Source organism: Burkholderia sp. Ac-20344, assembly GCF_017104975.1.
Classification (GTDB): domain Bacteria; phylum Pseudomonadota; class Gammaproteobacteria; order Burkholderiales; family Burkholderiaceae; genus Burkholderia.
Genome location: NZ_JAAGPP010000071.1, coordinates 18,871 through 44,408, shown reverse-complemented (window position 1 = coordinate 44,408; position 25,538 = coordinate 18,871). Strand labels below are relative to the sequence as shown.

The 25,538-nt window shown below is 57.8% G+C and carries 22 protein-coding genes and 3 pseudogenes; 15 read left to right on the top strand and 10 right to left on the bottom strand.

The window, feature by feature from the left end; all coding sequences use genetic code 11:
* The 4 genes and pseudogenes from G3N64_RS21785 to G3N64_RS21775 all read left to right on the top strand — a co-directional run.
* Positions 1–181, top strand: a pseudogene (locus tag G3N64_RS21785) (helix-turn-helix domain-containing protein); the annotation flags it as partial.
* 773 nt (positions 182–954) lie between these two features.
* A pseudogene (locus G3N64_RS40435) lies at positions 955–1,050 on the top strand (Lrp/AsnC family transcriptional regulator); the annotation flags it as partial.
* 280 nt (positions 1,051–1,330) lie between these two features.
* Entirely contained in the window at positions 1,331–2,089 is a 759-nt protein-coding gene (locus tag G3N64_RS21780; protein WP_241021141.1) for an alpha/beta hydrolase, read from the top strand.
* 136 nt (positions 2,090–2,225) lie between these two features.
* Positions 2,226–3,047, top strand: coding sequence for an alpha/beta hydrolase (locus G3N64_RS21775; protein ID WP_205785763.1), 822 nt, complete (start codon positions 2,226–2,228; stop codon positions 3,045–3,047).
* 78 nt (positions 3,048–3,125) lie between these two features.
* Here G3N64_RS21775 and G3N64_RS21770 read toward each other — a convergent pair whose 3' ends face one another.
* Positions 3,126–4,103, bottom strand: a complete 978-nt coding sequence (locus tag G3N64_RS21770) for a GlxA family transcriptional regulator (protein ID WP_205785762.1) — start codon at positions 4,101–4,103, stop codon at positions 3,126–3,128.
* A 340-nt stretch (positions 4,104–4,443) separates the two neighbouring features.
* On the opposite strand from G3N64_RS21770, the gene G3N64_RS21765 reads away from it, so the two are divergent.
* The 4 genes from G3N64_RS21765 (at position 4,444) to G3N64_RS21750 (ending at position 8,058) form a co-directional block, all read left to right on the top strand.
* Complete coding sequence (locus G3N64_RS21765; RefSeq protein WP_205785761.1) at positions 4,444–4,845, top strand: nuclear transport factor 2 family protein; 402 nt, start codon at positions 4,444–4,446, stop codon at positions 4,843–4,845.
* Between the two features lie 201 nt (positions 4,846–5,046).
* A complete protein-coding gene (locus G3N64_RS21760) occupies positions 5,047–5,787 on the top strand; it encodes an SDR family NAD(P)-dependent oxidoreductase (RefSeq protein WP_205785760.1) in 741 nt (246 codons plus the stop codon).
* A gap of 94 nt (positions 5,788–5,881) precedes the next feature.
* A complete protein-coding gene (locus tag G3N64_RS21755) occupies positions 5,882–7,000 on the top strand; it encodes a Gfo/Idh/MocA family oxidoreductase (protein ID WP_205785759.1) in 1,119 nt (372 codons plus the stop codon).
* Positions 7,001–7,068: 68 nt separating this feature from the next.
* A complete protein-coding gene (locus G3N64_RS21750) occupies positions 7,069–8,058 on the top strand; it encodes a zinc-dependent alcohol dehydrogenase family protein (RefSeq protein WP_205785758.1) in 990 nt (329 codons plus the stop codon).
* A 184-nt stretch (positions 8,059–8,242) separates the two neighbouring features.
* On the opposite strand, the gene G3N64_RS21745 is transcribed toward G3N64_RS21750, so the two are convergent.
* Positions 8,243–9,499 (bottom strand): MFS transporter, encoded by a 1,257-nt coding sequence (locus G3N64_RS21745; protein ID WP_205785757.1) that lies wholly within the window; start codon positions 9,497–9,499, stop codon positions 8,243–8,245.
* 258 nt (positions 9,500–9,757) lie between these two features.
* Here G3N64_RS21745 and G3N64_RS21740 point away from each other — a divergent pair, with 258 nt between their 5' ends.
* From G3N64_RS21740 to G3N64_RS21710, 6 genes are all read left to right on the top strand, one after another.
* Entirely contained in the window at positions 9,758–10,684 is a 927-nt protein-coding gene (locus tag G3N64_RS21740) for a LysR family transcriptional regulator (RefSeq protein ID WP_205785756.1), read from the top strand.
* A gap of 197 nt (positions 10,685–10,881) precedes the next feature.
* Positions 10,882–12,015, top strand: coding sequence for an alkene reductase (locus G3N64_RS21735; protein WP_205785755.1), 1,134 nt, complete (start codon positions 10,882–10,884; stop codon positions 12,013–12,015).
* Positions 12,016–12,089: 74 nt separating this feature from the next.
* Entirely contained in the window at positions 12,090–13,007 is a 918-nt protein-coding gene (locus tag G3N64_RS21730) for a LysR family transcriptional regulator (protein ID WP_346778832.1), read from the top strand.
* Between the two features lie 269 nt (positions 13,008–13,276).
* A complete protein-coding gene (locus G3N64_RS21725) occupies positions 13,277–13,996 on the top strand; it encodes a hypothetical protein (protein ID WP_205785753.1) in 720 nt (239 codons plus the stop codon).
* A gap of 823 nt (positions 13,997–14,819) precedes the next feature.
* Positions 14,820–16,070: an MFS transporter gene (locus G3N64_RS21715; RefSeq protein ID WP_205785751.1), complete on the top strand. Its 1,251-nt coding sequence runs from the start codon at positions 14,820–14,822 to the stop codon at positions 16,068–16,070.
* A gap of 53 nt (positions 16,071–16,123) precedes the next feature.
* Positions 16,124–17,278 (top strand): alkene reductase, encoded by a 1,155-nt coding sequence (locus G3N64_RS21710; RefSeq protein WP_241021140.1) that lies wholly within the window; start codon positions 16,124–16,126, stop codon positions 17,276–17,278.
* Between the two features lie 23 nt (positions 17,279–17,301).
* On the opposite strand, the pseudogene G3N64_RS21705 reads toward G3N64_RS21710, so the two are convergent.
* From G3N64_RS21705 to G3N64_RS21670, 8 genes and pseudogenes are all read right to left on the bottom strand, one after another.
* A pseudogene (locus tag G3N64_RS21705) lies at positions 17,302–17,893 on the bottom strand (transposase).
* A gap of 84 nt (positions 17,894–17,977) precedes the next feature.
* A complete protein-coding gene (locus G3N64_RS21700) occupies positions 17,978–18,748 on the bottom strand; it encodes a TniQ family protein (RefSeq protein WP_205785749.1) in 771 nt (256 codons plus the stop codon).
* A gap of 31 nt (positions 18,749–18,779) precedes the next feature.
* Positions 18,780–19,055, bottom strand: coding sequence for an antitoxin Xre/MbcA/ParS toxin-binding domain-containing protein (locus G3N64_RS21695; RefSeq protein WP_241021139.1), 276 nt, complete (start codon positions 19,053–19,055; stop codon positions 18,780–18,782).
* Positions 19,056–19,150: 95 nt separating this feature from the next.
* Entirely contained in the window at positions 19,151–20,119 is a 969-nt protein-coding gene (locus G3N64_RS21690; RefSeq protein ID WP_205785748.1) for a TniQ family protein, read from the bottom strand.
* The gene (locus G3N64_RS21685) at positions 20,116–21,024 is read right to left on the bottom strand and encodes a TniB family NTP-binding protein (protein ID WP_205785747.1); all 909 of its coding nucleotides are present in this window, start codon (positions 21,022–21,024) and stop codon (positions 20,116–20,118) included. The genes G3N64_RS21690 and G3N64_RS21685 overlap by 4 nt, the downstream gene beginning before the upstream one ends.
* 10 nt (positions 21,025–21,034) lie before the next feature.
* The gene (locus G3N64_RS21680; RefSeq protein ID WP_205785746.1) at positions 21,035–22,984 is read right to left on the bottom strand and encodes a Mu transposase C-terminal domain-containing protein; all 1,950 of its coding nucleotides are present in this window, start codon (positions 22,982–22,984) and stop codon (positions 21,035–21,037) included.
* Complete coding sequence (locus G3N64_RS39845) at positions 22,965–23,600, bottom strand: TnsA endonuclease N-terminal domain-containing protein (RefSeq protein WP_241021138.1); 636 nt, start codon at positions 23,598–23,600, stop codon at positions 22,965–22,967. Before G3N64_RS39845 ends, G3N64_RS21680 begins: the two co-directional genes overlap by 20 nt.
* A gap of 290 nt (positions 23,601–23,890) precedes the next feature.
* Positions 23,891–24,247 (bottom strand): helix-turn-helix transcriptional regulator, encoded by a 357-nt coding sequence (locus tag G3N64_RS21670; RefSeq protein ID WP_205785745.1) that lies wholly within the window; start codon positions 24,245–24,247, stop codon positions 23,891–23,893.
* Positions 24,248–25,111: 864 nt separating this feature from the next.
* On the opposite strand from G3N64_RS21670, the gene G3N64_RS21660 reads away from it, so the two are divergent.
* On the top strand, positions 25,112–25,516 hold the full coding sequence (locus tag G3N64_RS21660; RefSeq protein WP_205785743.1) for a DUF2384 domain-containing protein: 405 nt from the start codon (positions 25,112–25,114) through the stop codon (positions 25,514–25,516).
* Positions 25,517–25,538: the final 22 nt, after the last annotated feature.

Genomic DNA, 25,538 nt, shown 5'->3' with positions numbered 1-25,538 from the left:
CCTGGCGCTGTACCGCATGCATGCCATCCGCGCAGCCCTCTGCAATGCAATGCCGGGCGATACGGTATCCGCGATCTGCGGTCGATTCGGTGTCTGGGACTTTGGCCGGTTTGCCGCGCTCTATCGCGCCTACTTCGGGGTTCTCCCATCGCAGACGCTTCGACAGCGCCGGCGTGGATGAGGGGAGAATTTGGATAGTTTGGGGCACCAGTGGACGGGCGACTGGAAAAGCGACAGTAGAAGCGGATGACTGTTGGACTTGGATAGCCGCCACCGAGTTGTGGAGGAGTCGAACGGCTCAGAAGGGTCGCGAAGCGCCTTTCGCACGGCTCCGCAGCGGCCACTCGATGTTGCGCGGGGTTGTTTGCAGACATCGCCGAACGGCATGACAACGAGATAAGGAATACCTTCAAACCGTCGCAAATGAAAGCTTGGCAAACCGGGGGCGTCCGTGCATGGTCTTCGAATGTCGTGGTGTTGCCCATCATGCTTCATGCCTATGCGATTGGGCTCGCCTTGGCGCTGAACCAGTTGATGGCCACAATTGCTGGGTAGGATTGCGCGGCCGCACTCCAGAGTGCTTAACGCTCGCGCATACGATGCGGGGAATAGTCGATGAATGGTCCGTCTCTCTCGTTGGCACTCGCCCTGTGGGGGGCGGTCGTTTCGACGGCACTCGGTGCGATCAAGATCTGGGAGGTTTGGCGAGACCGCCATCGCGTTGACGTCGGATTTTCGTTTTGCAGTGACGAGCAACGCGGAAATACGATCACGATTCGCAACCTATCCGGACGCCCCCTCATCCTTTCCTATTGGGAGCTCCAGCTTCGTCAAGGTCGCTGGCCGTGCGCTCGATACAGCAGGTTTCAGTCACCTGAACTCGACGAGCTGCTCGACTCTCGAATCGAGCCTTACTCCAGAACCTTGTCACGGAAGAGCTTCAGACGAGCGTAGGTGTTGGCGAGCCCATGCCTGCAACGCGTCAAACGGCTCGAGGCCACTGGTTTGATTTCTGGATACAGCGTTCATGTAAATGTCACGAAGCTGACCAGTACACGCTATTTCAAGGCAGACAAGCGTAGCGGTCCGGTCGCCGCGCCTCAACATGGCACGAAAAGAGGGATTTGCGACTGATGGTAAAAGCTGAATCTATATAAGATTCTCGGAAATATCGAATGGGTGGCAAATCCGCAGCTCACCGGTATTCGCGAACACTTCGATTACCGCCAGCGATAGCCGCTCTGCGGCAACGCCGGCAACGATCGAGCTTGGTAATTTCCGACGTTCGTTATCAGCGCATTGATCCCGACAACACAGAAGAGGAACGGTAATGCCCAAGCATCTTCCCTTGATAGCCGCCTTGTCGATGACCACGCTCATGGGCGCCATACACGCGATCGCTGCCCCCGTTGGGGTGATCAAGAACATCGTGCTGGTACATGGCGCCTTTGTGGATGGGTCCGGTTGGAAGCCGGTCGCGGATATCCTCCGCAAGGACGGTTATATGGTCAGCATCGTGCAACCGCCTGAAACATCCCTCGCGGACGACGTCGCCGCAACCAACCGAATTCTGGACCAGCAAGATGGCCCAGCCGTGCTGGTTGGTCATAGCTACGGTGGTGCAATCATCACCGAAGCCGGCAATCATCCGCGCGTGGAGCGTCTCGTCTATGTTGCCGCGCTGCAACCGGACACTGGAGAAAGCGCTGGGCAGTTACTCGCTAGCAAGCCCGCCGCCTCAAACGACATTGCGCCGACAAAGGACGGATTCTTGTTCCTTCCTCCTGCCAAGTTCCATGACGCCTTCGCGGCTGATCTACCGCGGGCTGAAACCGAGATTATGGCAGTCTCACAGGTGCTGCCTTCGGTGAAGGCCATTTCTGCAACCATCAAATCTCCGGCATGGAAGAACAAGCCGAGCTTCGCCATTGTCGCAACCGAGGACCGCGCGATCAATCCCGATCTGGAGCGATCGATGTACAACCGCTCGCACTCCACCACAACCGAGATCAATGCCAGTCACGCTGTCTACATCTCGCAACCGCGCGCGGTGGCGAAGGTGATTGAAGAGGCTACAAAGTCCCAATAAGCGAGTGATAGTCGCGGTTGCCCATGATCAGGTTAGCGCATTAGCCATCCTGGATCAGGACAAACCGCTCTTCGCTCCCGGCTCACAATATTTTCTTAGCTATCCAAATTCATATCACCTCTCTGAAGCATCTCCTATGAGCTCGATCACGACTAAAGACGGTACGCAAATCTATTACAAGGACTGGGGCGAAGGCCGCCCAGTGGTTTTTTCTCACGGATGGCCACTCAACTCCGATGCCTGGGATGCGCAGATGCTGTTTCTACTGCAGCACGGCTATCGGGTCATTGCACATGATCGTCGCGGTCACGGTCGCTCGGGGCAGCCGTCGACAGGCAACGACATAGATACGTATGCCGACGATCTCGCTGCACTGCTCGATACCCTTGATCTTCACGACGCCACACTGGTCGGTCACTCCACCGGCGGAGGTGAGGTTGCGCACTACATTGGCCGCCACGGTACAAAGCGAGTCGCAAAGGCGGTGCTAATCGGCGCAGTGCCCCCGCTCATGCTGAAAACTGCCGTGAACCCGGGTGGCCAACCGCTCGAAGCGTTCGACAGTATCCGTCAGCACGTCTCCGAAAATCGCTCACAGTTCTATCAAGATCTGGCGATACCGTTCTTCGGCTTCAATCGGCCAGACGCGAAATTCTCCCAAGGCACGATCGACGCGTTCTGGGCGCAAGGCATGACAGGCAGTGTCTACGCTCAGTATTTGTGCATCCGTGAGTTCTCCGAGGTCGATTACACGGACGACCTGAAGAAGATCGACGTCCCAACGCTGATCTTGCACGGCGACGACGATCAGATCGTGCCAATCGACGACTCCGGTCGCTTGTCCGCGAAGATCGTTGGAAATGCAACGCTGAAAGTCTACCCGGGCGCCTCGCACGGAATGTGCGTCGTTAACGCAGACCAGGTCAACGCGGACCTGCTCACGTTCCTTCGTTCGTAATTCCACAATCGCCTGACGGGGTCTTCACGTCGGCTATCAACCGGCATGAAGGCCCCGTCGCAATATGCCGAAGCGGGCTTACTCAATGACGCTCGCCAATGATCGCTCGCTCTCATACACATCCTTGTCGACTCGGGCATCGCGCCGGAGCGCCTGTGGCGGCTTGCCATACACACGCATGAAAGCACGCCGCATCCGTTCGGCCTTCCCAAAGCCAGTCTGTCTTGCGATCAGCTCGATTGAATGACGCCCGTCACGCACGAGCAGCCTGGCTGCCTCAATACGCATCTTTTCGATCGCTTTTGCTGGGGATATGCCCGTTTCTTCTCTAAACACCCGTGCGAACTGGCGTGGACTCAGATGCGCCGCACGCGCAAGTTCTTCGACCGACAGATTTTTATGAAGATTTGATTGCGCGTACGCAATCGCGCATTGAATCCGGTCGGTCTTCGGACCGAGGTCGAGGAGAACGGACGCTTGCGGCTGACCACCGGACCGCCGATATGGCAAATTGAGATTCTTCGCGACGGCTTTCGCGATATTGAAACCAAGGTCCTTCTCGACCATCGCGAGAGACTGATCGATACTTGCGGTCATACCGGCCGAGGTCCATATGGGACCATCGGCGATGAAAAGTCGCTCCTCGTCAAGTCTGACATGGGGGAAACGGCGTCGGAAATCGGCGGCGAAGGACCAATGAGTCGTGACTCGAACATCGTCCAGGATGCCGGCTTCAGCTAATGAAAACACCCCTCGGCAAGTTGTGCCGATGCGTCGCGCACTACTGGCGACCCTGCGCAGATACGCCCGGAACGCGGCACTGGACGGCATGCCTCCGGTGCCGCAAATGATCAGCGTGTCGAACGACGAGTCGTCGAACTGCTCCGTCTCGACGATAGCGCCCATCGAGCTCCGTATTGGACCACCAGCTTCGGAAATCAGATGAATGTCGTAGAATCTCTCACCAAGCTCAATGTTCGTGATGTCGAAGACCGACATCGTGCAGAGGCTCATGACGCCAAAACCCGGGAATAGAACAAGGCCGATACGCAGCATGTTGTGTCGATGTCGCCATAGGTGAATCACATCGTGCGTCGGCAAACGAGTCGCATTTCGTAGAGATGGACTCCTATCAAAATACCCGCGCCGCTGGAGTTTTGGGGGCGTATGTTTGACCGATTCACCGTTTCGACTTTATCACGCGCCGATTTCTGTTCAAAGCGTCTCCACGAGACCATTCCATTTGTTTAGTTTACCAAAATAAACACACCTGCTCTCGTTTGAATGACCCGAAAAGGTGGAGTTTTGACATGTCACGCAAGAGCATTTCCGATAGGCTGTCCCCGGGAGTTCAACGTGTCCGGCCAACGACCCACTTACGATGAAGGAAATGGAAATGTACGAGACCTCCATATCGTCAGCTCGCAAGTGGATCGAACTGGTCAACGAACGGTCCCTGGAAACGTTTGCAGCCGCGTTCACGGAAGATGCGACGCTCGAAGCAACTGTTCTCGACGCGCCAGTGGTGGGTGCCGCCAAAATCAGACGCTTTTTCGATGCGACGCGAAATATGTATGAATCGCTTATCTTTGTCCACGAAGCGAGCACTGACTCGCATACCTATATCGCATGGGAAGGCGTCTTCGCCGGCAACGCTGTCGCCGGTGTCACCGTCCTGTGTCGAAATGCGAGCGGTGTCGTAAGCAACATCTGGCTTCATCATCGTCCGTTGGGGCAAGTACTTGCCTTTTCAACCGAACTCGCCGCCGTCCGATCCGGCCCCTTGAGCATCGGCTGAGCATCGCCGCGTCAGATGTCCAAGAATGATTCGATTATTTCTCCCATGAAATAGAACGTTATCTGGCGACCTGTTTATTGCCACGCTGGCCGCAAGTATCGTTGCCGCACTGCGTCAGACTGATCCAGTCGATACGGGCGGATGTATCGATTTCTCATCGGGTCGTGGCGGACTCGTCGACATCAACATTGAGGAAAATCTATGAAAACGACCGGAAATACGATTCTTATCACCGGCGGCGGTTCCGGCATCGGTCGCGGACTCGCCGAAGCATTTCATCGACTCGGCAATCAGGTCATCATTGCTGGGCGACGTCGCGCAAATCTGGACGAAACGATCGCAGCCAACCCCGGAATGCGCGCGATCGAACTCGACATCGCCGATCCGCGAAGCATCGCGTCGGCTGCGGAAACACTTCTCGCCAATTGGCCGTCGCTCAACGTACTCATCAACAATGCGGGCGTGATGCACATCGACGATCTCGGCCATCCTGTCGATGATGCGATGCTGGTATCGACGCTGACCACCAATCTCATGGGCCCGATCCGCATGACAGGCTCGCTCGTCGAGCACCTCAAACAGCAGCGCGACGCAACGATCATCAATGTATCGTCAGTGCTCGGATTCGTGCCGATGGCGATTGCCGGCGTCTACTCGTCGACCAAAGCCGCGATCCATTCGTACACTCAATCTCTGCGCTACAAGCTGAAAGACACATCGGTGCGGGTGGTCGAAATCGCGCCGCCTTGGGTTCAAACCGATTTGCTGGACAGCAAAAACGAACCGCGGGCAATGCCGCTCGCGTCGTTCATCGAGCAAACAATGCACGAACTCGACACGGATGCGAACGAGGCGCTCGTCGAGATCGCTCGTCCGATACGCAACCATGCCGGACCAAACGAAGCGGCATTCGTTACGCAGTTCAACGACATGTTTTCCTGAGCCGGATGCGCTCTTCTCAAACCGAACAATATGCATGGGATAGCGCGGTTTTGCTGCGTTCGCTGTCCGCTTCACACTTTACGCAGGTGATGTCATGACTGTTTTTGAAGTATCCACCCCCGCCCCGATCCGCGTTGGTATCGTTGGTGTAGGAAACTGGGCCCAACATGGCCATGTGCGCGTGTTGAGCCTCCTGCCACAATACGAACTCACTGCCGTATACAGTCAACGAGGCGATGCCGCGCGGTCCTTGGCCGAACGTTACGGCTTCAAATATGTCACCGACTCGCTGACCGATTTGGTCGAGCATCCAGAAGTCGACCTGGTCATCATTCTGACGACCGCGCCGCAGCATGAACAGGGCGTGCGTGCGGCCATCGCAGCGCGCAAGAATGTTTACTGCGAATGGCCGCTCACACCCAATATCGACACATCGCGCGAACTGATCGAACTCGCCAATAGCGCGGGCGTACGTCACATCGTCGGCCTGCAGCGCCGCCTCGCGCCCCATAATCGTTACCTCCGGGATTTAATCACCGAGGGCTACGTCGGCGGGCTCCGTTCGGTCCGCATTCACGTGAGCATGAACTACTTCCAGGCCGTGCGCTCAAGCGCACTGCGCTGGACCATTCCGCCGGAAAACTTCTCGAGCGTCATTGCCATCTACGCTGGGCACTTCCTCGACATGCTCTTCGAGGCGACCGGTTGGCCCCTCAGCGTCGCGGCACTCAGTGTCAACCAGTTCGAGCTGGTGACGATCGAGCAGACGGGCGAAGTGCTGCCAACATCGACACCCGACCAGCTCGTGCTGGCTGGGCGGTTACATGACGGCGCCGTTGTCTCGGTACACATCGAAGGTGGCAAACGCAATGGCTCGGGCGTTCAGATCGACATTACGGGTACCGAGGGCGATCTGCGTATCACCAACCGTTCGGCATTCGGCGACGTCGGTGACGATTACGTGATCGAAGGCGCGCACGGCAACAATATTCCGCTTTCACGATTGCCTGTGCCTGACTCGTATGATCGGCTCCCCTCGTCCGATTTACCGTCGGCTGTGCTCGAACTCGCACAGTTGTACGCCGCCTATGCGAATGATCTGCACACGGGTAGCCATACCGCGCCGACCTTTGAAGACGCGGTCCGCGTGCATCAGCTGATCAATGCTGCAACCGAGTCGTCGGATACCGGAAGGCACGTCGAACTCGCTTAACGGTGCCGTGACGTCCAATGCGGTGGTTCGGTGGCATTTGCCACGTTGTTCAATCTTTCGAGGTAGGTATGTCCCGCGTAGTCAGCTTTTCCCGCTTTGGCGGCCCCGAAGTTCTTGAAATTCACGATGTCCAGGTCGCGGCACCCGCAGCCGACGAGGTTCGCATCGAAGTCAAAGCAATCGGCCTCAACCGGGCTGAAGTGATGTGGCGCCAGGGCGTCTACGTCGAGGCCGCGACACTACCTGCGCGACTGGGATACGAAATTGCAGGCGTGGTGGACTTGGTCGGCGCAAACGTCACGCATGTGGCGCCGGGCGACGTTGTCAGCACGGTACCTTCATTTTCGATGAATGATTACGGGATGTACGGCGAAGTCGTCCTTGCGCCTGCGCATGCGGTCGTCAGGCATACAGCGCCGATTTCCTTCGAAGATGCGGTAGCAATCTGGAACGTGTTCATCACACCCTATGCAGCGTTCACCGAAAACAACCGCCTGTCCGCCGGACAGACCGTCCTGATTCCAGCAGCGTCCAGCGGTGTCGGGATCGGGGCAATTCAGGTTGCGAATGCGCTCGGCGCCATTCCGATTGCGCTCACTCGCACTCGCGAAAAACGCGACGCGTTGCTGGAAGTGGGCGCGGCGCACGTGATCGTGACGAGTGAGCAAAACCTGGTTGGGGAGGTCGCTCGCCTTACTGGCGGAAACGGTGCCGATCTGGTATTCGATCCGATAGGTGGCCCCGCCTTTGCAAAGCTGGTCGACGCAACCGTACCCGGCGGAACGATACTGGTGTACGGCGCGCTCAGTGAAGACGTTACTCCGCTTCCCATGCTGGCGGTGCTTTCCAAGCGCATCACGATCCACGGCTACAACCTTTTCGACACGACCACCACGCCTGCGCGACAAGCGGATGCCGTCGCGTTTATCGTCGATGGCCTTGCATCCGGCAAGCTGAAGACAGTCATCTCGCAACGTTTCGCATTCGAAGAGATCGCCGAAGCCCATCGAACACTCGAGCGAAATCAGCATTTCGGCCGCTTGGTCGTTACAGTCTGACCACCGCTCCCGATGTTTGTTCACGCGCGCTACCGATCGCTCCGGTAAGCAATTCGCCATCCACGCATCGATGGTACGGCGCCGGATTCCCGTTCATAGGCACTGCCCACGCAGCAAGGTCATCTAACCCCGAAAGCAGGGCGGCTGTCGGGGCGTGCCGATCAGTGTCTGTCACCCGTACAGGTCACTTTTCCAGCACCTCCCTAAGTGCGGCCTCGCGCGTGCTGAACGTCACGATCACAAACAGGCTGAGCAACGCGAGAGCACCACCGAAGCGCATCGTCGAAGCAATGCCGAGATGGTCCACCACGGCACCGCCCCCGAGCGAGCCGAGGGCGATCGCTATCTGCACGGTGCTGACAAACATCGACGAACCTGCCTCAGGGCGATGGGGCGACGTCAGTTGCATCCATACGCTCAGGCAGAGCGGGATCGCGCCGTACACGATGCCCCAGACCATGACCGTCGCGATCACGCCGACATGCGACGCCTGCAACACAGGCAGCGCAAAGAGCGCAACCATGACGAGTGTGGCCAGGACGAGTAGGGACAGCTTCAGATGACGCGTGACAAATGCCGAGGCCGCAAAATTCGAGACAAAACCGACGATTCCGAAACCAAGCAGCACCGCGGTAATCCAGTGCCCGCCGAGCGCCGCGTTACGCTCGAGAAATGGCGCGATATACGTGTATGCCGCGAAGTGTGCACCGAACAGCAACCCGACCATCATTAGGCTGCGGCGGACATTGGAACGAGACAGCATGGCACCGAAATCGCTGGCCCTCATTGCGGCCTTCGGCGGAATCGACGGCAACAGTACGATCTGCGCCGCCAACGCCAGCGCCGCGAGAATTGCGGTCGCAAAAAACGACATGCGCCACGACGTCAGGTCGGCAATCAAGGTGCCGAGGGGAACGCCAACCACAGTGGCCAGCGTGATGCCCATGAAAATCGTCGCGCTCGCACGGGCAGCCTGATCCTCGCGGACCAATTGCCCCGACGCACCCAGCGCCACGGTCCAAAAACCGCCGAGACTGGCTCCGAGCAATGCGCGCCCGATCAGCATCACCGCGAAACTTGGTGCGATTGCCGAAATCAGGTTTGAGGCCAGCAGAAGGACAGCCAGCATCAACAGAATCAGCCTACGGTTGATTCGACCGGCGGCGAGCAGCAGAGCGGGCGCGGATATCGCGGCGATGATTCCAGGTGTTGTTGTCATAAGGCCCGCCGTGCCGGACGTGACGCCAAGTTCTCGGGCGATTTGCGGCAGCACGCCCACGGGCATGTATTCGGTCGCAACAAAGGCGAACGCACCCACCGCGACAGACAAAACGGCCGGCCACGATTGCCGGCTCGCCGCCGGCTTGGTAGGGATGTCAGTCACGCTATCGCCCACGAGGGGCGGTTTTACGGATGAACTGGCAAATTGATTGGCATCCAAGGATGTTCTCCGACTCAGGTAAATGGGAATGTGGACGGCACTGCACGTGACGTGAGTTGGCCGCCGATCAAAACTGCCGCCTGAAGCAGAGAATAGGAGGATCGGTGGGGAATGTGCGTCCCCTTAAAGATGACGAGCGATCACGATGTCGTTGTACGCAGCGCTCAACAACCACAAAAAACCGCCGCGACTCGATGTATCATCAAGTCGCACCCTCGGCCGGTGCGACTCGGCAAATCCAATTCGAACAGGCGTCCCATGGACAAGTTTCAGGCGATGCAGGCCTTTGTGCGCGTGGTGGAAACAGGAACGTTTACAAGGGCCTCGGAAACCCTGGACATTCCCAAGCCAACTGTCACACGCCTGATCCAAACGCTCGAAGCGCAACTGGATACCAAGCTGCTCAACCGCACCACGCGCAAGGTCAGCCCGACCGCCGACGGCACCGCATACTACGAACGCGCTGTGCGGTTGCTCAACGAGCTTCAAGAACTCGAAGGTGTCATGTCGCGGGCGAAGAGTAATCCTCGCGGGAGGCTGCGCGTGGATTTCCCGGTGCCGATCGGCCTCGGCCTCATCATTCCCGCACTGCCGAAGTTTGTCGCACGCTATCCCGATATACAGCTGGATTTCGGTGTAAGCGACCGCCCGATTGACCTGGTAGCCGACAATATCGACTGTGTTGTCCGCACCGGGAAGATCACAGACCAGTCTTTGGTCGCGAGACGGCTCGGCGAAGTCCGTCAAGTGCTTTGCGCCACCCCGGATTACTGGAAGAGACACGGCCGCCCCAAGCATCCGTCCGAACTGGAACACGGACACGACGTGATCCAGATGGTCGCCGCGCGAACCGGGCGTGCCTTCCCAATCGTCGTCAGCAGGAATGGCGAAAAAGTCGAGGTAACGCCCGATCGCACGCTGACCGCGAACGATTCGACTGCATGCCTCGCCATGGGCCTGGCGGGTCTGGGAGTCGTGCATGCACTGACCTTCTTAAGTCATATGCACTTCGATAACGGTACGCTCGAGCCAGCCTTCGCCGATTGGTGGGCCGAGCCGATTCCTGTCTATGTCGTCTATCCACCGAACCGTCATCTGAGCGCAAAGGTCCGGGTATTTGTCGACTGGCTGGTCACGCTGTTTTCTACCAGCGATACAGCGAGCAAACCCGGACTGCGCAAGTAAGCGGCCGATGAGATTGTTCCATACATGAAATAAAGCTGGACCAAAAGCGATATTTATTGTCGAAGACCGATCATCTAATCTCCGTTCATCTGCTCATCCGAGCAGTCGTCACATGCGGAAACGCAGCGCCGTAAGCGCCCCGCCTTGCCATATGCGGTGAGCTCACCGGCGCATTACTCACGGAACAGGTGATCGTCATGTCTGAACTCTTCAAGCCCGTCAAGCTGGGCCCCTATCAATTGCAACACCGCGTCGCCATGGCGCCGCTGACTCGGATGCGCTCCGAAGAAGGCGATGTACCCAACGAGTTAATGCGCGAATACTATTCACAGCGCACCTCGGCGGGCGGCTTTATCGTGTCGGAGGCGACCGTGGTCTCGCCAAACGGCAACGGCTATCTGGGAGCGCCAGGGATTTATTCCGATGCCCAGGTTCCAGGCTGGAAAAGGATCACCGACGCGGTTCACGAAAAGGGCGGCCGCATTTTTCTTCAGTTGTTCCACGCCGGGCGCCAGTCACACCGGGATATGCAGCCGAACCGGGCGCTGCCTGTCGGCCCTTCAGAGGTTGAGTCGGAAGGCCTTGCCTACACCGCCAATGGATGGGTGCCGAGCACCCCTAACCGTGCATTGACTGCGGCCGAAATCAGGAAGCTGGTTGAAGATTTTCGCTCTGCGGCAGATCGCGGTCTCGAGGCTGGCTTTGACGGTGTGGAAATCCACGGCGCCAACGGCTACATCATCGACCAATTCCTGCACGACGGTAGCAACCGACGCCAAGACGCCTACGGTGGATCGATCGCAAATCGAGCCCGCTTCCTTCTCGAGATCGTTAAAGCAGCGATTTCCGTATGGGGCAGCGATCGTGTGGGTGTGCGCCTTGGCCCCAGCGGTTCGTTTGGTGATATGTCGGATAGCGACCCGGTGGCGCTCTTCACGCACGTCGTGAAGGAACTCGATCGACTGGATCTGGCCTATCTCCATCTGATCGAGCCGCGGATAGCCGGCAATTCTGCCGATGAAAGTCGGGATCAAAACCCGATCGCTGCACGGCTATTCCGTCAGTCGTATCGCGGCGTGATCATCGCCGCGGGTGGATTCGATGCGGATTCGGCAGACGCGATCATTGCCGAAGGTAGTGCCGATTTGGTGGCGTTCGGCCGTTACTTCATCTCGAATCCCGACCTGCCGGAGCGTTTCCGTCGCGGACTGCCGTTGAATGACTACGACCGCGATACGTTCTACGGCGGTACGGCTGTCGGCTATACAGACTACCCGTTCCATCAAACACCGATTGCGAGCCAAGAGCCGATAGTGGAGTCGGTCGCCTGAACCACGGTATGAGTACGCGTCCCGGCTGCGTCGTCTTCGTAGCGCGGGACGCCTCAACTTGCGAGGAAATCGAAGTGGCACTTGGCAACGTGAACGACATTGCGACCTTCGTCGCCGTGGTGAAAGCTGGAAGTTTCACCTCGGCGGCGCAACAACTTGGTCTTACGCGCTCCGCGGTGGGAAAAATCATCGCACGTCTCGAGTCGCACCTGCAGGTTCGCCTGCTTCATCGTACTCCGCGCAGTCTGGGGCTCACCGACGATGGCTCGGCCTTCTTTGCGCGGTGCACTCAGATCCTTGACGACCTCGAAGAGACCGAAACAGCCATGGCCGCGCGAAGCGCGACGCCAACCGGGGCACTCCGAATCAGCGTTCCCATTGCGCTTGGCCATCGACAGGTGCTGCCGGTTATCGAATCCTTTCTGGCAAGCTGGGTTGCTGTCACTGCCGAGGTCAGTTTTACGGACAGGTTCGTCGACTTGGTGGATGAGGGTTTCGATATTGCAATCAGGATCGGCGAACCCAAGCCGGACTCTCGCCTCATCGCACGCACGGTTGCAACCCAACGGCTGGCAGTCTGCGCCTCGCCAGGCTATCTGGAAAAGCGAGGCGTACCGGCCACCCCGTCCGATCTCGTCGATCACGAGTGCCTCCAGTTCGTGAGTGCGGGGCGGCCACAACCCTGGAGCTTTGCGGGCATCGACCACCGCGTGATGGATACACGCGGTCGATTGCGCATGGATAGCGCGGAGGCACTCGTGGCAGCGGCTGTCGACGGTGCAGGCATTGTGAACCTGCCCACCTACCTGCTGGCGTCAGACATCCGCGAAGGCCGGTTGCGGCCGATTCTCGCGAACTTCTCCGTCGAAGGAATGCCGATCCGTGCGATCTATCCAACGCGGCGGCATTTGACACCGAAGGTTCGCCTCTTTATCGATCGGCTTGTCGAGACGTGGCAACCACTACCGCCGTGGGACCGCGAAATCGCGTAAAACGACGCAGGCAATTACATACGCCCTTCAGCCGTTCCGCAATGTCCCAAAAGGAGGGATTTGCGGCATTCGACGATCTTGCTGTCCGGTTAGATTAACGGTTGTCGGAAATGCGATATCCGCAACGAGTTTGCACACCGCGTCACGGTCCGCTTCGAGTGATACGCTGCCAGGCAACCGCAGGATATCGCGCGTGATATCACAACCGTCGCCGCCGCAAATCGCCGTATTGCCAAGTAAAACCGGCTATTCATCGAAAGGAGCACGCTATGAACGACCTGCTGGAACTTGCCGTTATCGCACACGGCGGTCTCGAACGCTGGAACGAGTTCACGGAGCTGCAAGCGCCGGTGTCGATTGATGGTGCCATCTGGCATCTCAAGCAGCAACCGGGCCTTCTGAGTGACAAGGTGTTCTCGATCAAGACGCACTCGGAGCAACTCACCATTACACCGTTTAGCGCGCCTGACCGAAAGAGTGTCTTTCGTCCCGGCAAGCTGACGCTGGAGACACTCAATGGTGATGTCGTTGAAACACGCGATCATCCGGAGGCCGCCTATTCAGGCCAGACCATCGAAACACCGTGGGACAAATTCCACGTCGCGTATTTCGCCAGCGAGGCGCTGTGGACCTATCTGACTTCGCCATTTCTGTATACCTATCCAGGCTTTGAAACGGAAGAAATCGAACCGTGGTTCGAGAACGGCGAGAAGTGGCGCCGCTTGAAGATTACCTTCCCGGACTATATTGCGAGCCACACCAAGACACAGATCACGCATTTCGGCCCCGACGGTTTGATGCGGCGTCACGACTACACAGTCGATATTCTCGGCGGTGCAAGCGGCGCGAACTACACGACCAACTATCGAGACTTTCAAGGTATCAAGATGCCGACAACGCGGCGAATCTATGCCTACGACGCGCAATTGCAGAAGATACCTGAACCTCTGCTTGTGTCGCTGGATTTCGGTGAACTGAAGTTCAATTGACACTGCCCCCCGAAATTCCGACCAGGAAAATTTTCCATATGGACGAACGCAGTTCATGGAACCAGATCCTGATGTCGCTCGCCATTGCTTCGGGGCAGTCCCCGGCAACGCTCAGGATGTCCCCGCCGGCGCCCGTACGTCCCGACCCACGTTCAGCTCGAGACTTGCCGGAGCGGACAAACTGGGTTCCCAACCGAACGTCGATAAAAGCTATCGAACCGCATGGCAAAAATTCGCTGCTGGTGTCGTGGTGTGATCCGACAAGCTGTCACTATATCGACCAAGTCTGGGTCAACGTGACTGCTCGCAAGAATGGGTGTTGTGCGCTGACGGGCTTGCCCATCCAGTGTGGGGACTTGATCTACAAACCACAGTGTCGCGGCTCGCGAGCGCCTGCCAATCGGCATGAAATGATCCTGCTCTCGGCGCTGTCGGCTCGCTCGCATGAAATCGGGTTATTGGATAACGGGCACGCATTTTGTCATCCCTAGATAAATTCGCACTACTTAGTTAGCTCGTTGAGCGAACTTCGTTGGAACGGACAGATCGTTCAGTGGAACGACTTTCTCCCGCCCCAGGTCGACCGCATCCAGATTCTGTTTGCACAATGTCGACCGGGATGAAGCGAAGCACGTCACGTGCGGAATAGAACGCTCGCTGAGCGATGAAATGGAATGGGCGGGCGTACATGGCGTTGCAAGAGGGCACTCGACTAGATTATTTCTCCGCAGAAACAATACATTACATGAATAGATATTTATTCCAAATTTTCGCTCTCGTATCTTCACCTCCATGACGTGGTTCCCTTAGACGAGGTGCTCAAATGACAAACTCTCCCGCCGGCCGTGTATCGCTCACCCCGCTCTACTGGATGGGGCTCGGCGCATTCGCCATCGGCACGGAAGGCTTCATGATCGCAGGGATCTTGCCTGCCGTGGCGAAGGATCTATCCGTTTCCACCGCCACCGCGGGGCAGTTGGTGACGATCTTCGCGTTGGCCTACGCCATCTGCTCGCCGTTTATTACTGCGCTAACCAGTCATCACAATCGTCGCAAGATTCTACTCGTGTCCATAAGCGCGTTTGCGCTCAGCAATGTAATTGCTGCACTTTCGTACAGCTACTGGGACCTGGTCGTCGCCCGCATCATGCTTGCGCTGACTGCGGGCGTGTACATGCCTGCTGCTATCGCTCTCGCCAGCGCATTGGTCGAACCAGCACGTCGCGGCCAGGCGCTGGCGATTGTTAGCGCGGGGACTACGGTCGCGATTGCTCTTGGTGTGCCGTTAGGCACGCTCATGGGCAATGCGTGTGGCTGGCATGCGACATTCGCGTCCGTGGCGGCGCTCGCCACGCTCGCGACCGTCGGACTGACGGTCGGCCTCAAGACGCACAACGATACGGCAGCTCATGTCGCGGGCCTCAGGGAACGCTTCACCATCATTCGACGCCCGGCCGTCCTGAAAGCATTGTCAATGACAACACTCTGGTCGTCCGGTACCTATGCCGTCTATACGTATCTGGCATCTTTGCTATCGTCCATCACGACGCTGCAAGCCACTCACTTTGGTATCGTCTTCTTTCTATGGGGGGCCGCAGCAGCGGTGGGGGTATTCGCAGGCGGTATCGGCACAGACCGGCTCGGTGCAAGGAGGATCATCGCTATCGGCCTTCCGGCACTTTCCGTTGCTCTGATCTCGCTGTCGCTACTGGGCCACTTCGTGTCCCCCAACGCCGCGTTGATACCGATGCTCGTTATCGTCGTCGTATGGGGTATTGCCGCATGGGCAGTTCACCCGGCACAGCAGGCCCGCCTGATTCAGGTCGCAGGCAGTCAAGCGGCGCCAGTAGCGCTGTCGCTCAACGCGTCTTTTCTCTATATGGGCTTTGCCCTTGGTGCATCGATCGGGGCGTACACGCTAAGCCATGGCGGAGTCGAACACCTCGGCTGGGTTGGCGCGATGTGCGAGATCGCGGCCCTTGTGCTGTTGGTGAGCAGCAAAGTCGAAACGAGGCCGGCTAGCACTGTCGCACGAAACGATTCAGTGCTGGATACCCAAAGAGTCAACAACTGACCGCTTTTGTCTTTCAAAGCTACGATCTCCCCGTCGTCAAGTATGCAACGCCCTTGTCTGATCTTGATTACTTCATCTTTACCTGGAAGACCATCATGCCCCTCGATAACCTCTTCACCCCCTTGTCTCTCGGTGCACTGTCATTGCCGAATCGAATCGTGATGCCACCGTTGACTCGAATGCGGGCTGCCACAGGCGGCGTGCCAACTTTGCTCAGTGCAACTTACTATGCGCAACGGGCTACTGCCGGCTTGATCATTACGGAGGCGACCGCCATTACGCCGCAAGCGCACGGATACCCGAACATGCCAGGCATTTACAGTCGTGCGCAGATCGTCGGCTGGAGCGAGGTGACTAAAGCAGTTCACGAACAGGGTGGGCTTGTTGCGATGCAAATCGTCCATAGTGGACGCGCATCCCACTCTTCATACAACGCTGATGGATCATTACCCGTCGGACCATCCGCGATCGCGCCGGCGACTGGGCAGGCGTTTACACCCGCATTCTCGCTGGTTGATTTCGAAACGCCCCGAGCACTCGATACCGAAGAAGTGTCTGCTATCGTCGAGGACTTCCGCCACGCTGCGCTGAACGCCCTTGAAGCCGGATTCGACGCCGTCGAACTCCATGCTGCCAATGGCTATCTGCTTGATGAATTCTTGCAGGACGGTAGCAATCGCCGCACAGATCGTTATGGTGGCTCGATCGCCGCGCGTTCGCGATTCCTGCTTGAGACTGTAGCCGCAGTATCGCAGGCGATCGGCTCGAACCGGGTCGGTGTACGCCTATCCCCGCACGGCAACTTCAACGACATGTACGACAGCGACCCGCAAGCGCTTTTCGGTCATGTAATCAGTGAACTCAATGGCTTCGGGCTCGCGTACCTGCATTTGATCGAACCGCGTTCGTCATCGATCGGTGTCGGCGAGGATTTGAGTGTGGATAGCGCGAACAATGCCGCTCTATTCAGGCGGTCGTTCAAGGGGCGGGTGATTTCGGCTGGAGGCTACGATGCCGAGAGCGGTAGCGCAGCAATTGCCGAAGGACTCGCGGATGCGATAGGCTTTGGCCGGATGTTCATTTCGAATCCCGACCTGGTCCAACGGCTGGAAATGCAAGCGCCACTGAACAACTATGACCGCAGTACGTTTTACGGTGGAGCAGAACGGGGCTATACCGACTATCCGCGGATCGGGGCCTGTCAGTAATTAATGAGCAACTGTCTTACCAGTCACGCCGTGTGGATGGACTCATCCCACGGCTTTCCTGTTTTTGCGATGGCGTTGAGGATGGTCAGCAGCTTTCGCATGCAGGCAACTAGGACCACCTTGTTCGGCTTACCGGTCGCGACGAGCGGATGATAGAAGGTCCCGATCACTGGGTTGAAGCGGACGGCTGCTAGCGCCGCCATGTACAGCATGCGCCTGACGGCCGCACGTCCGCCGAAGATTGTTCGTTTGCCGCGAAACGCCTGAATCGCGGTTGAAGGGCGCTACCCCGATCAGTGCGCTGACCTCACGCCGCGTCAGCTTGCCGAGTTCGGGCACGTCGGCGATCAGTGTGGAGACGGTAGCAGGACCGATTCCACGGACACTGGACAGCAGGTCGACAAGACTCGCGTGATGCGCTTTGACGTGCTTCGCCAGGGCGGCTTCAACAGCTTTGAGTTGACCTCGAAGAACCCCAATGACGGCGGTCACACTTTCGCGTACGGCCTCGTGACTGATTCCAAGTCGTTGCCGCTCGGACGTTAATAATGTGACGAGCTGGCGACGGCGGGCCACCAGAGCCTGAAGCTCCTGAGAGACGTCGATACAGCTCATCTCGGTCATCCTTGGCAATCGCGTCACGATGTTCGAGTCTCGGATACCGATCGACTGCCGCAGTAAGTTCAGCCTCCACGCGAATCAGTTGAAGCCCAATGCGTTCCGTAGCTGATGCAACGGAACTCCCCGCCGGTCGACCAAGTCGTTGCCCCTTTTTGTTAGAACGGTATGTTGCCGGGCCACTCGCTTCTCTACTGCCGTCAGTCGTTCGGAAAGTTCGGATCCTGTCGTTGGCGGCATGCGCCAGCACTGGTCCAGATAGCACGCGTTCTCAGTTTCCTCCAGTGCAGATGCCGCGGGTTCAATGCGAGAAAAATCGAAACCACATCGGCATCGCGTCATGTTTGGGCGCGTCATCATGATCGGCTTCTCGCACTGCGGACAGACATCAAGCAATTGAACAGCATGCACGGGACATGCCGTCATCCACGTAAGACGATGTGACGCAAGCATGATGCCGCCGTCTAGAAGGCACAGTGGACAAATCCGCTCGCGCTCTCGAACGAGCAAATGCCTCGCCTCAATCACGTGACGCCCCACCGCGTAACTGAAGGCGGTCCCTCGTGCTCGCCCACCAACTTCGACCGGACACATCGATCTCATCGTCGATTGACCGATCCGGCAAACACGAGACAATTCCGCAATCTCGGCGGAAACCAGCGGACCGAACGCAACGCAACCGGCGTCGCGCAGCAACGCCCCAACACTTCTCAGACCGTTGACATCCACCAGGCGCATGAGCACCGACGACAACGACTCGTCGAGATATGGTTCGACGCGAAGCGCAAGCGGTAACCGTAACATCGCATTCGCCGGTATGACCGAATACGATGCCCAACTGCGATTTTCCATATCGAACTCCACATCGATGAGGTGCTCGTTCCTAGCGATAGGCGCCTGTCTGCATGCTCAGCAGCGTCCGGGCCACAAGTTCCTCTCCGTCGGCGGTATCGAGATACGTGACGGGCTTCCTCCACCCGAGTGACGGAACCTCTTCGTGCAGCCACGTACACAACCACTTTTTCGCATCAAATCCCTCCGGCTCGCCTGACTCGTTGACCATTTTCTGCACAAGATTCACGAGCCTGCTCCAGACCTCTTCAGGCACGCGCTCGACCATGCATTCGGATCGCCATGTACCACAACGGCACGCTTTCATGATGTTCACCTCACCCGGATTCGAAGTCCCACGTCGGAACCCGTGGCGATCCGATTTGAATCGGATCGCCACGGCTCATTGACAACAACACCGCGTCACACGGCTTGCACCACTTCGCCGCCTATTGCGTCGACCAATGCGCGATGAAGGAACGCAAACGGGGGCTCCGGCAACTCCGTGAACAAACGCAAGGAGATGTGCTCAACGCTTCGGGCCGAGCTCAGGATCGAACCCGACCGAGGTCGGTATTGCCGTTCTGCGTTGACCAGTTCCGCGAATCCCCGAGGCCAGTCCAACATGATCCGTCCGACTTTCTGCATGCGTGGCGTCAGTTCGGAAATGGCCTTCGAGCGCAGCCCCTTATCTGTCGACCCACTCGTTGCACCACTGACGCGATATAGAAACGAAAGCACACGCAGCAACTCCCCAAGGTCAAGCGCGGCGAAATCGGGAGGGACGCCTGGCGGACAATCCCGCACATCATGCTCAAAACTCATACGCCAGCGTCGATCGATGAGCCGAGTGATCATCAGGTCGTCCGGCTTCGCGGGTTGACACGCGGCCGACCCGAGATCCGTCCCACACTGACAACGCGCCAGGCCCGGCCGCATGGACGACACATCACGTCGACAGCTCGGACAGCGATCGAGTAGTTGGACGCCGTGGACAGCGCAGCACGTCGCGAATATGTAAGCATTCACGCCCAGCACATGTTGGTGCTCAGCGATACACACCGGGCATATGCGCTCGTTGGCGCCGACAAGGATTGCATCGGGTTCAACCCAGTGACCGTACAAGCTAATCTTCGCGTGCTTCACCCCGTTACAGTCCATCGCGCCTACGCTCAGCGGTGTCATCGCCCGGACCAGTTTCGGGGAAAGCCGGCAAACACGGGCAAGCGCATCGACCTCCGAGACGAAGCGCGGGCGCGCGGCCACCATGCCCGCGCGGCGAAGTACCATTCCTGGGCCACTCAGCCCGTTAACCTCCGCAACTCGATGTAGCAGCGACGAGAGTGCCTCTCCACGATGCGGCGCGACGCTGAGAAGAAGAGGCATCGTCATTGCACGTCTCCCGCAAACGGCTCACCCGGTTGGTCGAGCGGCACACCATTGAACTTCGCATCGAAGGGATTGCGCGACGGGGGCGCATCCTTCCAGATATGAACGCGGAACGCTGCGGCGAAATCATGTAGTGCGACCGCTTTCGCACCTCGTCGTTCGGCGATCTGGTAGGCGCCGTTCAACAGCTTGCACATGTAATCCACCAGGCCTGCAGTCGCGTAGTACAGCTTCATCGCAACACGCTTGTCAGCAATGTCCGTCATCGGCAGGGGCATATCCTTGGCAAGCGCCTGCATCACACCAATAAACGTGTGAGCACCCTCCTGGGTGTTCACATCGAACCGACGAATCTCCGTCACGCGCGAGAAACGGCGTCTCAACTGTCCGTTGACCCGCAGCACACCCAGCAGCGACGGGAGCCCGGCGAGCACAACAGCGGCGGGGAGCCGGTCCAGCAGCACCTTCAACCAGTTCGCGACCTGTCTCAGCGAACGACGATCGCCCTCGACAAAGTGCTGAAACTCGTCGAGCATGATGATCTCGACACCGCAACCGTGTACCAGCTTGACAATCTGTTCCGTGAGGCGCGCACTCGACTGACCGGCTTGCGGAATCTCGCCCAAGGCAATCAAGATCGCTTCTGCAAGAGACCGAACGGTTGGCACAGCAGGCACGATGACGTACAAAACCGGCGCATGCCGGCGCAGCAGCTCTTCGCGCACGGGGAACTTGGCGCGATAGCATTCGAGCACGGTCGATTTTCCGGCGCCAGACTCTCCGATCGTTGCCAGGCAACCGGCCTCGCCGGATTCCCGCAGCCACTGGTGGACGTCCTCGATGCTCTTGAGCGCAGCAACGAAATCGGGATGTTCGACGATGCTTTTGCGGACATTAAATCGTTTCATGATTATCTCCTCACCGTTCGGTACGCTTCGTAACTGAAAATTCAGGAACACTATCGAATCTGACGACCGCTGGATCCACTTGATCGAACTGGGTGGAATCGTCCACGGCGTTCCCGCCAGCGGCTCCCAACAAAAGATCCTTGCTCGACTTCCCCTTGATCTGCGCAACCCATTTACGCTTCTTGAGTCTCTGATCAAGCTCCGCCTTGGCAATGTCGTCCGCGAGACGAATACGTGCTTTCCGAAGCGAGACAGGGTTGACATCGATGCTACTGTCTCGCATGGCGCCGGTGACTTCGTTGTGCATCCATCTGGTCAATTCCTTCGTGTAATCCGGATCGGTACAATCAACGCGAAGGTATTCCTTCTGGCGTGGGTCATAGACGTAGACAAAGCCGGTCTGCTCATTGAAATACCGAACCCTGACTTTTTCATCGTCGGGGATGCTGTGACGGAGCAACTGCAGTGCACTGGAGTTGTATGAAAGGTGATCAAACGTCACACCACTGTTTGTAATCGGGCGCATGATGGTGTCCGAAAACGCGATAGATAGCTGATCCGGATCGGCCGGCATATAGATGGGTGTCAGCCGTGCACTCTCCTGCCAGACCTGGGCTGGCGTCTTGCGCTTCAGGCCGCGATGTGGCGCGTGCTGGTAACACTCCACAATCCAGCGCACGACAAACACCGTCAGCTCCTCGAGAGAGACGCACGCAAGCTTCTCGGACGGGTAGTCTCCACGGTCCTTGGTGTTCGATCGGGTCGTCCCGGGAATCAAGTGAAAGAGCTGTTCCGCTATCGTGCGCATGAACCGTTCGATGCGGCCTTTGAACCATGGCGCACGCCTCGGGCAGTACACGAGTGAAATCCCCAACTCGTCACAGCCTGCTCGCATGGCGGACCCGTGGAATTCCCACGCGTTGTCCCCGACGACCATCTCTGCCACACCTCGCGCCAGCCATTCAAGGTGCCCCAGACCCAATCGATTCAACAAATCGCGCTTGCTGAGCATGGCCATTCTCATTGCCCATCCGACTTCCTCCTGGCCAGGCGAGCGCGCCCCAATATGAAAGCCCATCACCATGCGGGTGTGCGCGTCAATGATGAGCGTCAGAACCGGACGGACAATGACCATACGGGTGCGCTCACAGACACACATCAAGTTCACCGGCGTGTGGTCAATCTCCCACCGTTCGTTGAGTCGCTTTGTTTTGAGCCGGCGAAACACCGGCCGATACCGCTTCAGTGCTTCGGTGCGGCCCTCCCGGGCCGCGGTGACGAGATAGCCATTCAGTTTCTCGACATGGCGATAAAGCGTCGCTCTACTAATCTTGCGTAACAGATTTTCCGGATCACGTTCGTTATAAGCGTCAATGACCTCCTCTACGCGATCGTACAATCTCGCGACGTTGAGCTTCTGGTCATTCAGATAGTGCGTTTCGATGACATCCTCCACCAGCGCGAGCAGTGGTCCGTCGAGGACTTCACGTCGCCCCTTGTTCTCATGGCGCGGCACCACGTCCATGACATCACGTGAGTGCTGATAGCGCTTTCTCCAGCGACAGAAGGTTCGATAGTCCGGCGGCATCGATGCACCAACCTCACACGCGACCCGTTTGATGACTGTTTCGACCTCGCGAACGCGTGAGCACTTCGCCTCCTCAACGGCTCTCAGGTAGACGAGCCTCGCACGCATCACGACGAGATCCTTTTCTTCGAAGGTGGAGACATCACGCCGGGCAACAACGATCGGTGAGGCACCCGTTTCGCGTAGCGATTCGATACTGACGGACCATGTCCCGTTACCGTGTCGTGCCCAGATTTCCGTTTCATGCAGGCGTATTGGCGAGCCGTAGTCTGAGCTGAGCTCGATTCGACCATCGGGCAGCGCACTCTGGACACGCCAGACGTACTCGCCCTCACGGAACTCGACACCACGCTTAATTAAAAATTTCTGCATGGCGCACCTCCGAAGGAGCGACGTAAATGGCTGCGTCCGAGGTCAGCGGCACATCGAGATCGATGCCCGCGGCGCCATTGGCGATCCAGGTTAACGCGACGTCGCGCGTACGGGCTAGATGTACAAGGTTTCGGAAAGTTTTCGGATGCTTCTTTTCGACGAGCCGCTGTGCTTCTCGAATCCGTTCGGATAACATTCGCCCCCGCCACGGCCGCAAGAGCCGCAGAGTCTCGTGACGCGTGCCGCAGATGTAGGTGCGTTCGTCCCAAATGAAAAGAGCGTATCCGTGCTGCGCGAGGATAGCTCTCGCGCGCGCCATGCGGACCTGTACTGAAGGCTTCTGTAAATCCTTTGCAGGTTTGGCTTCGACGAAGACAACCGAACCGTCGCGGCGTACAACCTCGTAGTCGGGCGTGTACCGAAAAGTCTGGCCGGCCTCATGCAGATCAAATGTTCTATCTTGTGCGCTACGGAAGCGCAGCACCTCTGAGCTGAACTCGAGCAAGAGGGTCGTCGCCTCTTCAGCCAGGGAATACCAGGGCATCGAGCAAGCGTTTTTGACGGAGGGCGTGAAACCTCGAAAATTTCCGCCACTGCGAGTATCGTACGAAGGCATGGTGATGTCTCCTGCGCCTCTGAGGGCGCGTGGATGGAGGGGGCGCCGGCCCGTAGGGGCGAGCGCCGGCCGCGTGAATGTCACTTCCACGCAACGAGGAGACGAGTTGGGGCCTTGACGCGGATGAGGAGAGGGCTATACTGAAGCTGCGAATACCTCAGTAGTTGGTGCCCCGCTCAGCCGGGTCGAAGAAACCAATCCGTCCTAGATGGGTTGGTTTTTTCTTTTCTGTTAAATAGGCAGCACTCCTAATCCAATAGGTTGATGGGGAAATGTATTTTTGCGCGATGCTACCGATCAATCCTCGCAACCAATTCGTCCAGCTGGGTGACTTCGTCACCGTTTAGACGTGTTGCTGCTTGCACCAAACGATTGATCACCCGCAACGTGTCTGAGTGCAGGTCGTCAGGCAGTCGCAATTTCTTTTGTGAATCCCGGGCCGCCTCGAGTAATGAAGCGACATCGGCTTCGCCCATGTCCAGTGCCGCGGCGATGCGCTCGATTTGCCCAAGCAACGGCGGCGGCTTCACTCCGCGCTCGAGCTTCCACACATACTGGATCGCGACCCCGAGTTGCTTGGCCAGATTCGTCTGACTCAGACCAGCTCGCTTCCTGTAATACACCAACGCATTTGAGAATGGCGTCATCGCTTCGCACCTCGATGTTTCCTACCTCCCAATCTATGCCGTGACCCAGCCGGCCGGCAAGGGGAATTTTCTTGCTCTTATCGCCAGAAAGGATAGAAGAAGCCGTCTGCGAATTAAAAAATAGTGAGACATGTTATGGAGACGCAGAAAATTAGAAGAATATAATTTCCCTTTTTGCACAAGTAACGGCTCGGACATTTCCCGAGTAGGGACAATTCATTCGTCAAACTTCTGGACGAAGTGTGTGAGGAAATCAGGAAAAATTAATCAATAGGTGTTCAAAACGCACACAAATTTTCGATGACGGTCGAGCGATACCCGCCGTCCGATCTGCGACCGTTGTATGAGAGTTACACTTTTAGTGCAAGTCCGAATCGGATCGCAGACCGACATGGGCGCTCAAACTGGAACTCGCTGGCGGGTCGTTCCACGGGCCACTGAACACGGCATACGATCGCCTCTTACAGCGGGGTGCCGTAAGCAATCGCGTCCAATGCGCTGTAGACATCTACAGGATCGTTGTGGTTTTGCAGACAAGTGACCGGACTTTCACCGTCGAGGCGGATCGCTGGCCTCCCGAGCCAGCGGTCAGCTTTAGCCGCTCTACCGAATACCTCGCGAGCACAGGCACTCACTGCGCACAGCGAATCACCGTCCGGTCGACCGATTGCCCGCAATTGACGGGTGACCTCACGATGCACAGCGCCTGCAATCATTGATCTGACGTGGCCGGATCCCACAACTGCGGCACCAACTTCCCGGCGAGGACAGCCGGGGCAGAACAGATAACCTGTTCGCTGTTGAACCAACCAGCATCCCTCGCGTTACTATTACGTCGTATATGTGTTGCATTGGGGTCGCAAAATGTCCACTCAAGCTGATGCCGTCCCGACGTTCAAGGCTGATTTCGGCGCCTTGATGAGATACCTGCATGACGCCGACGCCAGCCCGGTGTCGATTTCGCCGCGGCGCTACAGCAGCGTGCTTCGTCTCGAACTGCAGGATCTCGCTGCGCAAGCTCATGTCCATCGGAGCACGATCAGCCGTGCGCCGGATTCCGAGACGATCCAGCGCTTTTTGCGCGAAACGCTCCGCGTGCTTCGCGCAGCCACTGACATCTCCGGCGATGTCGAGCGTGCGATTTTCTGGTTCAAGAACGAACCGCTGCGCGAGTTTGATTACAAAACGGCGCAGACTCTCGTATCTGAGGGTCGCGCGGACGCGGCGATCCAGTATCTGCAGATGGCCGAGGCCGGATTCCTCGGATGAAGCTCATGCATGTGATCGAGTC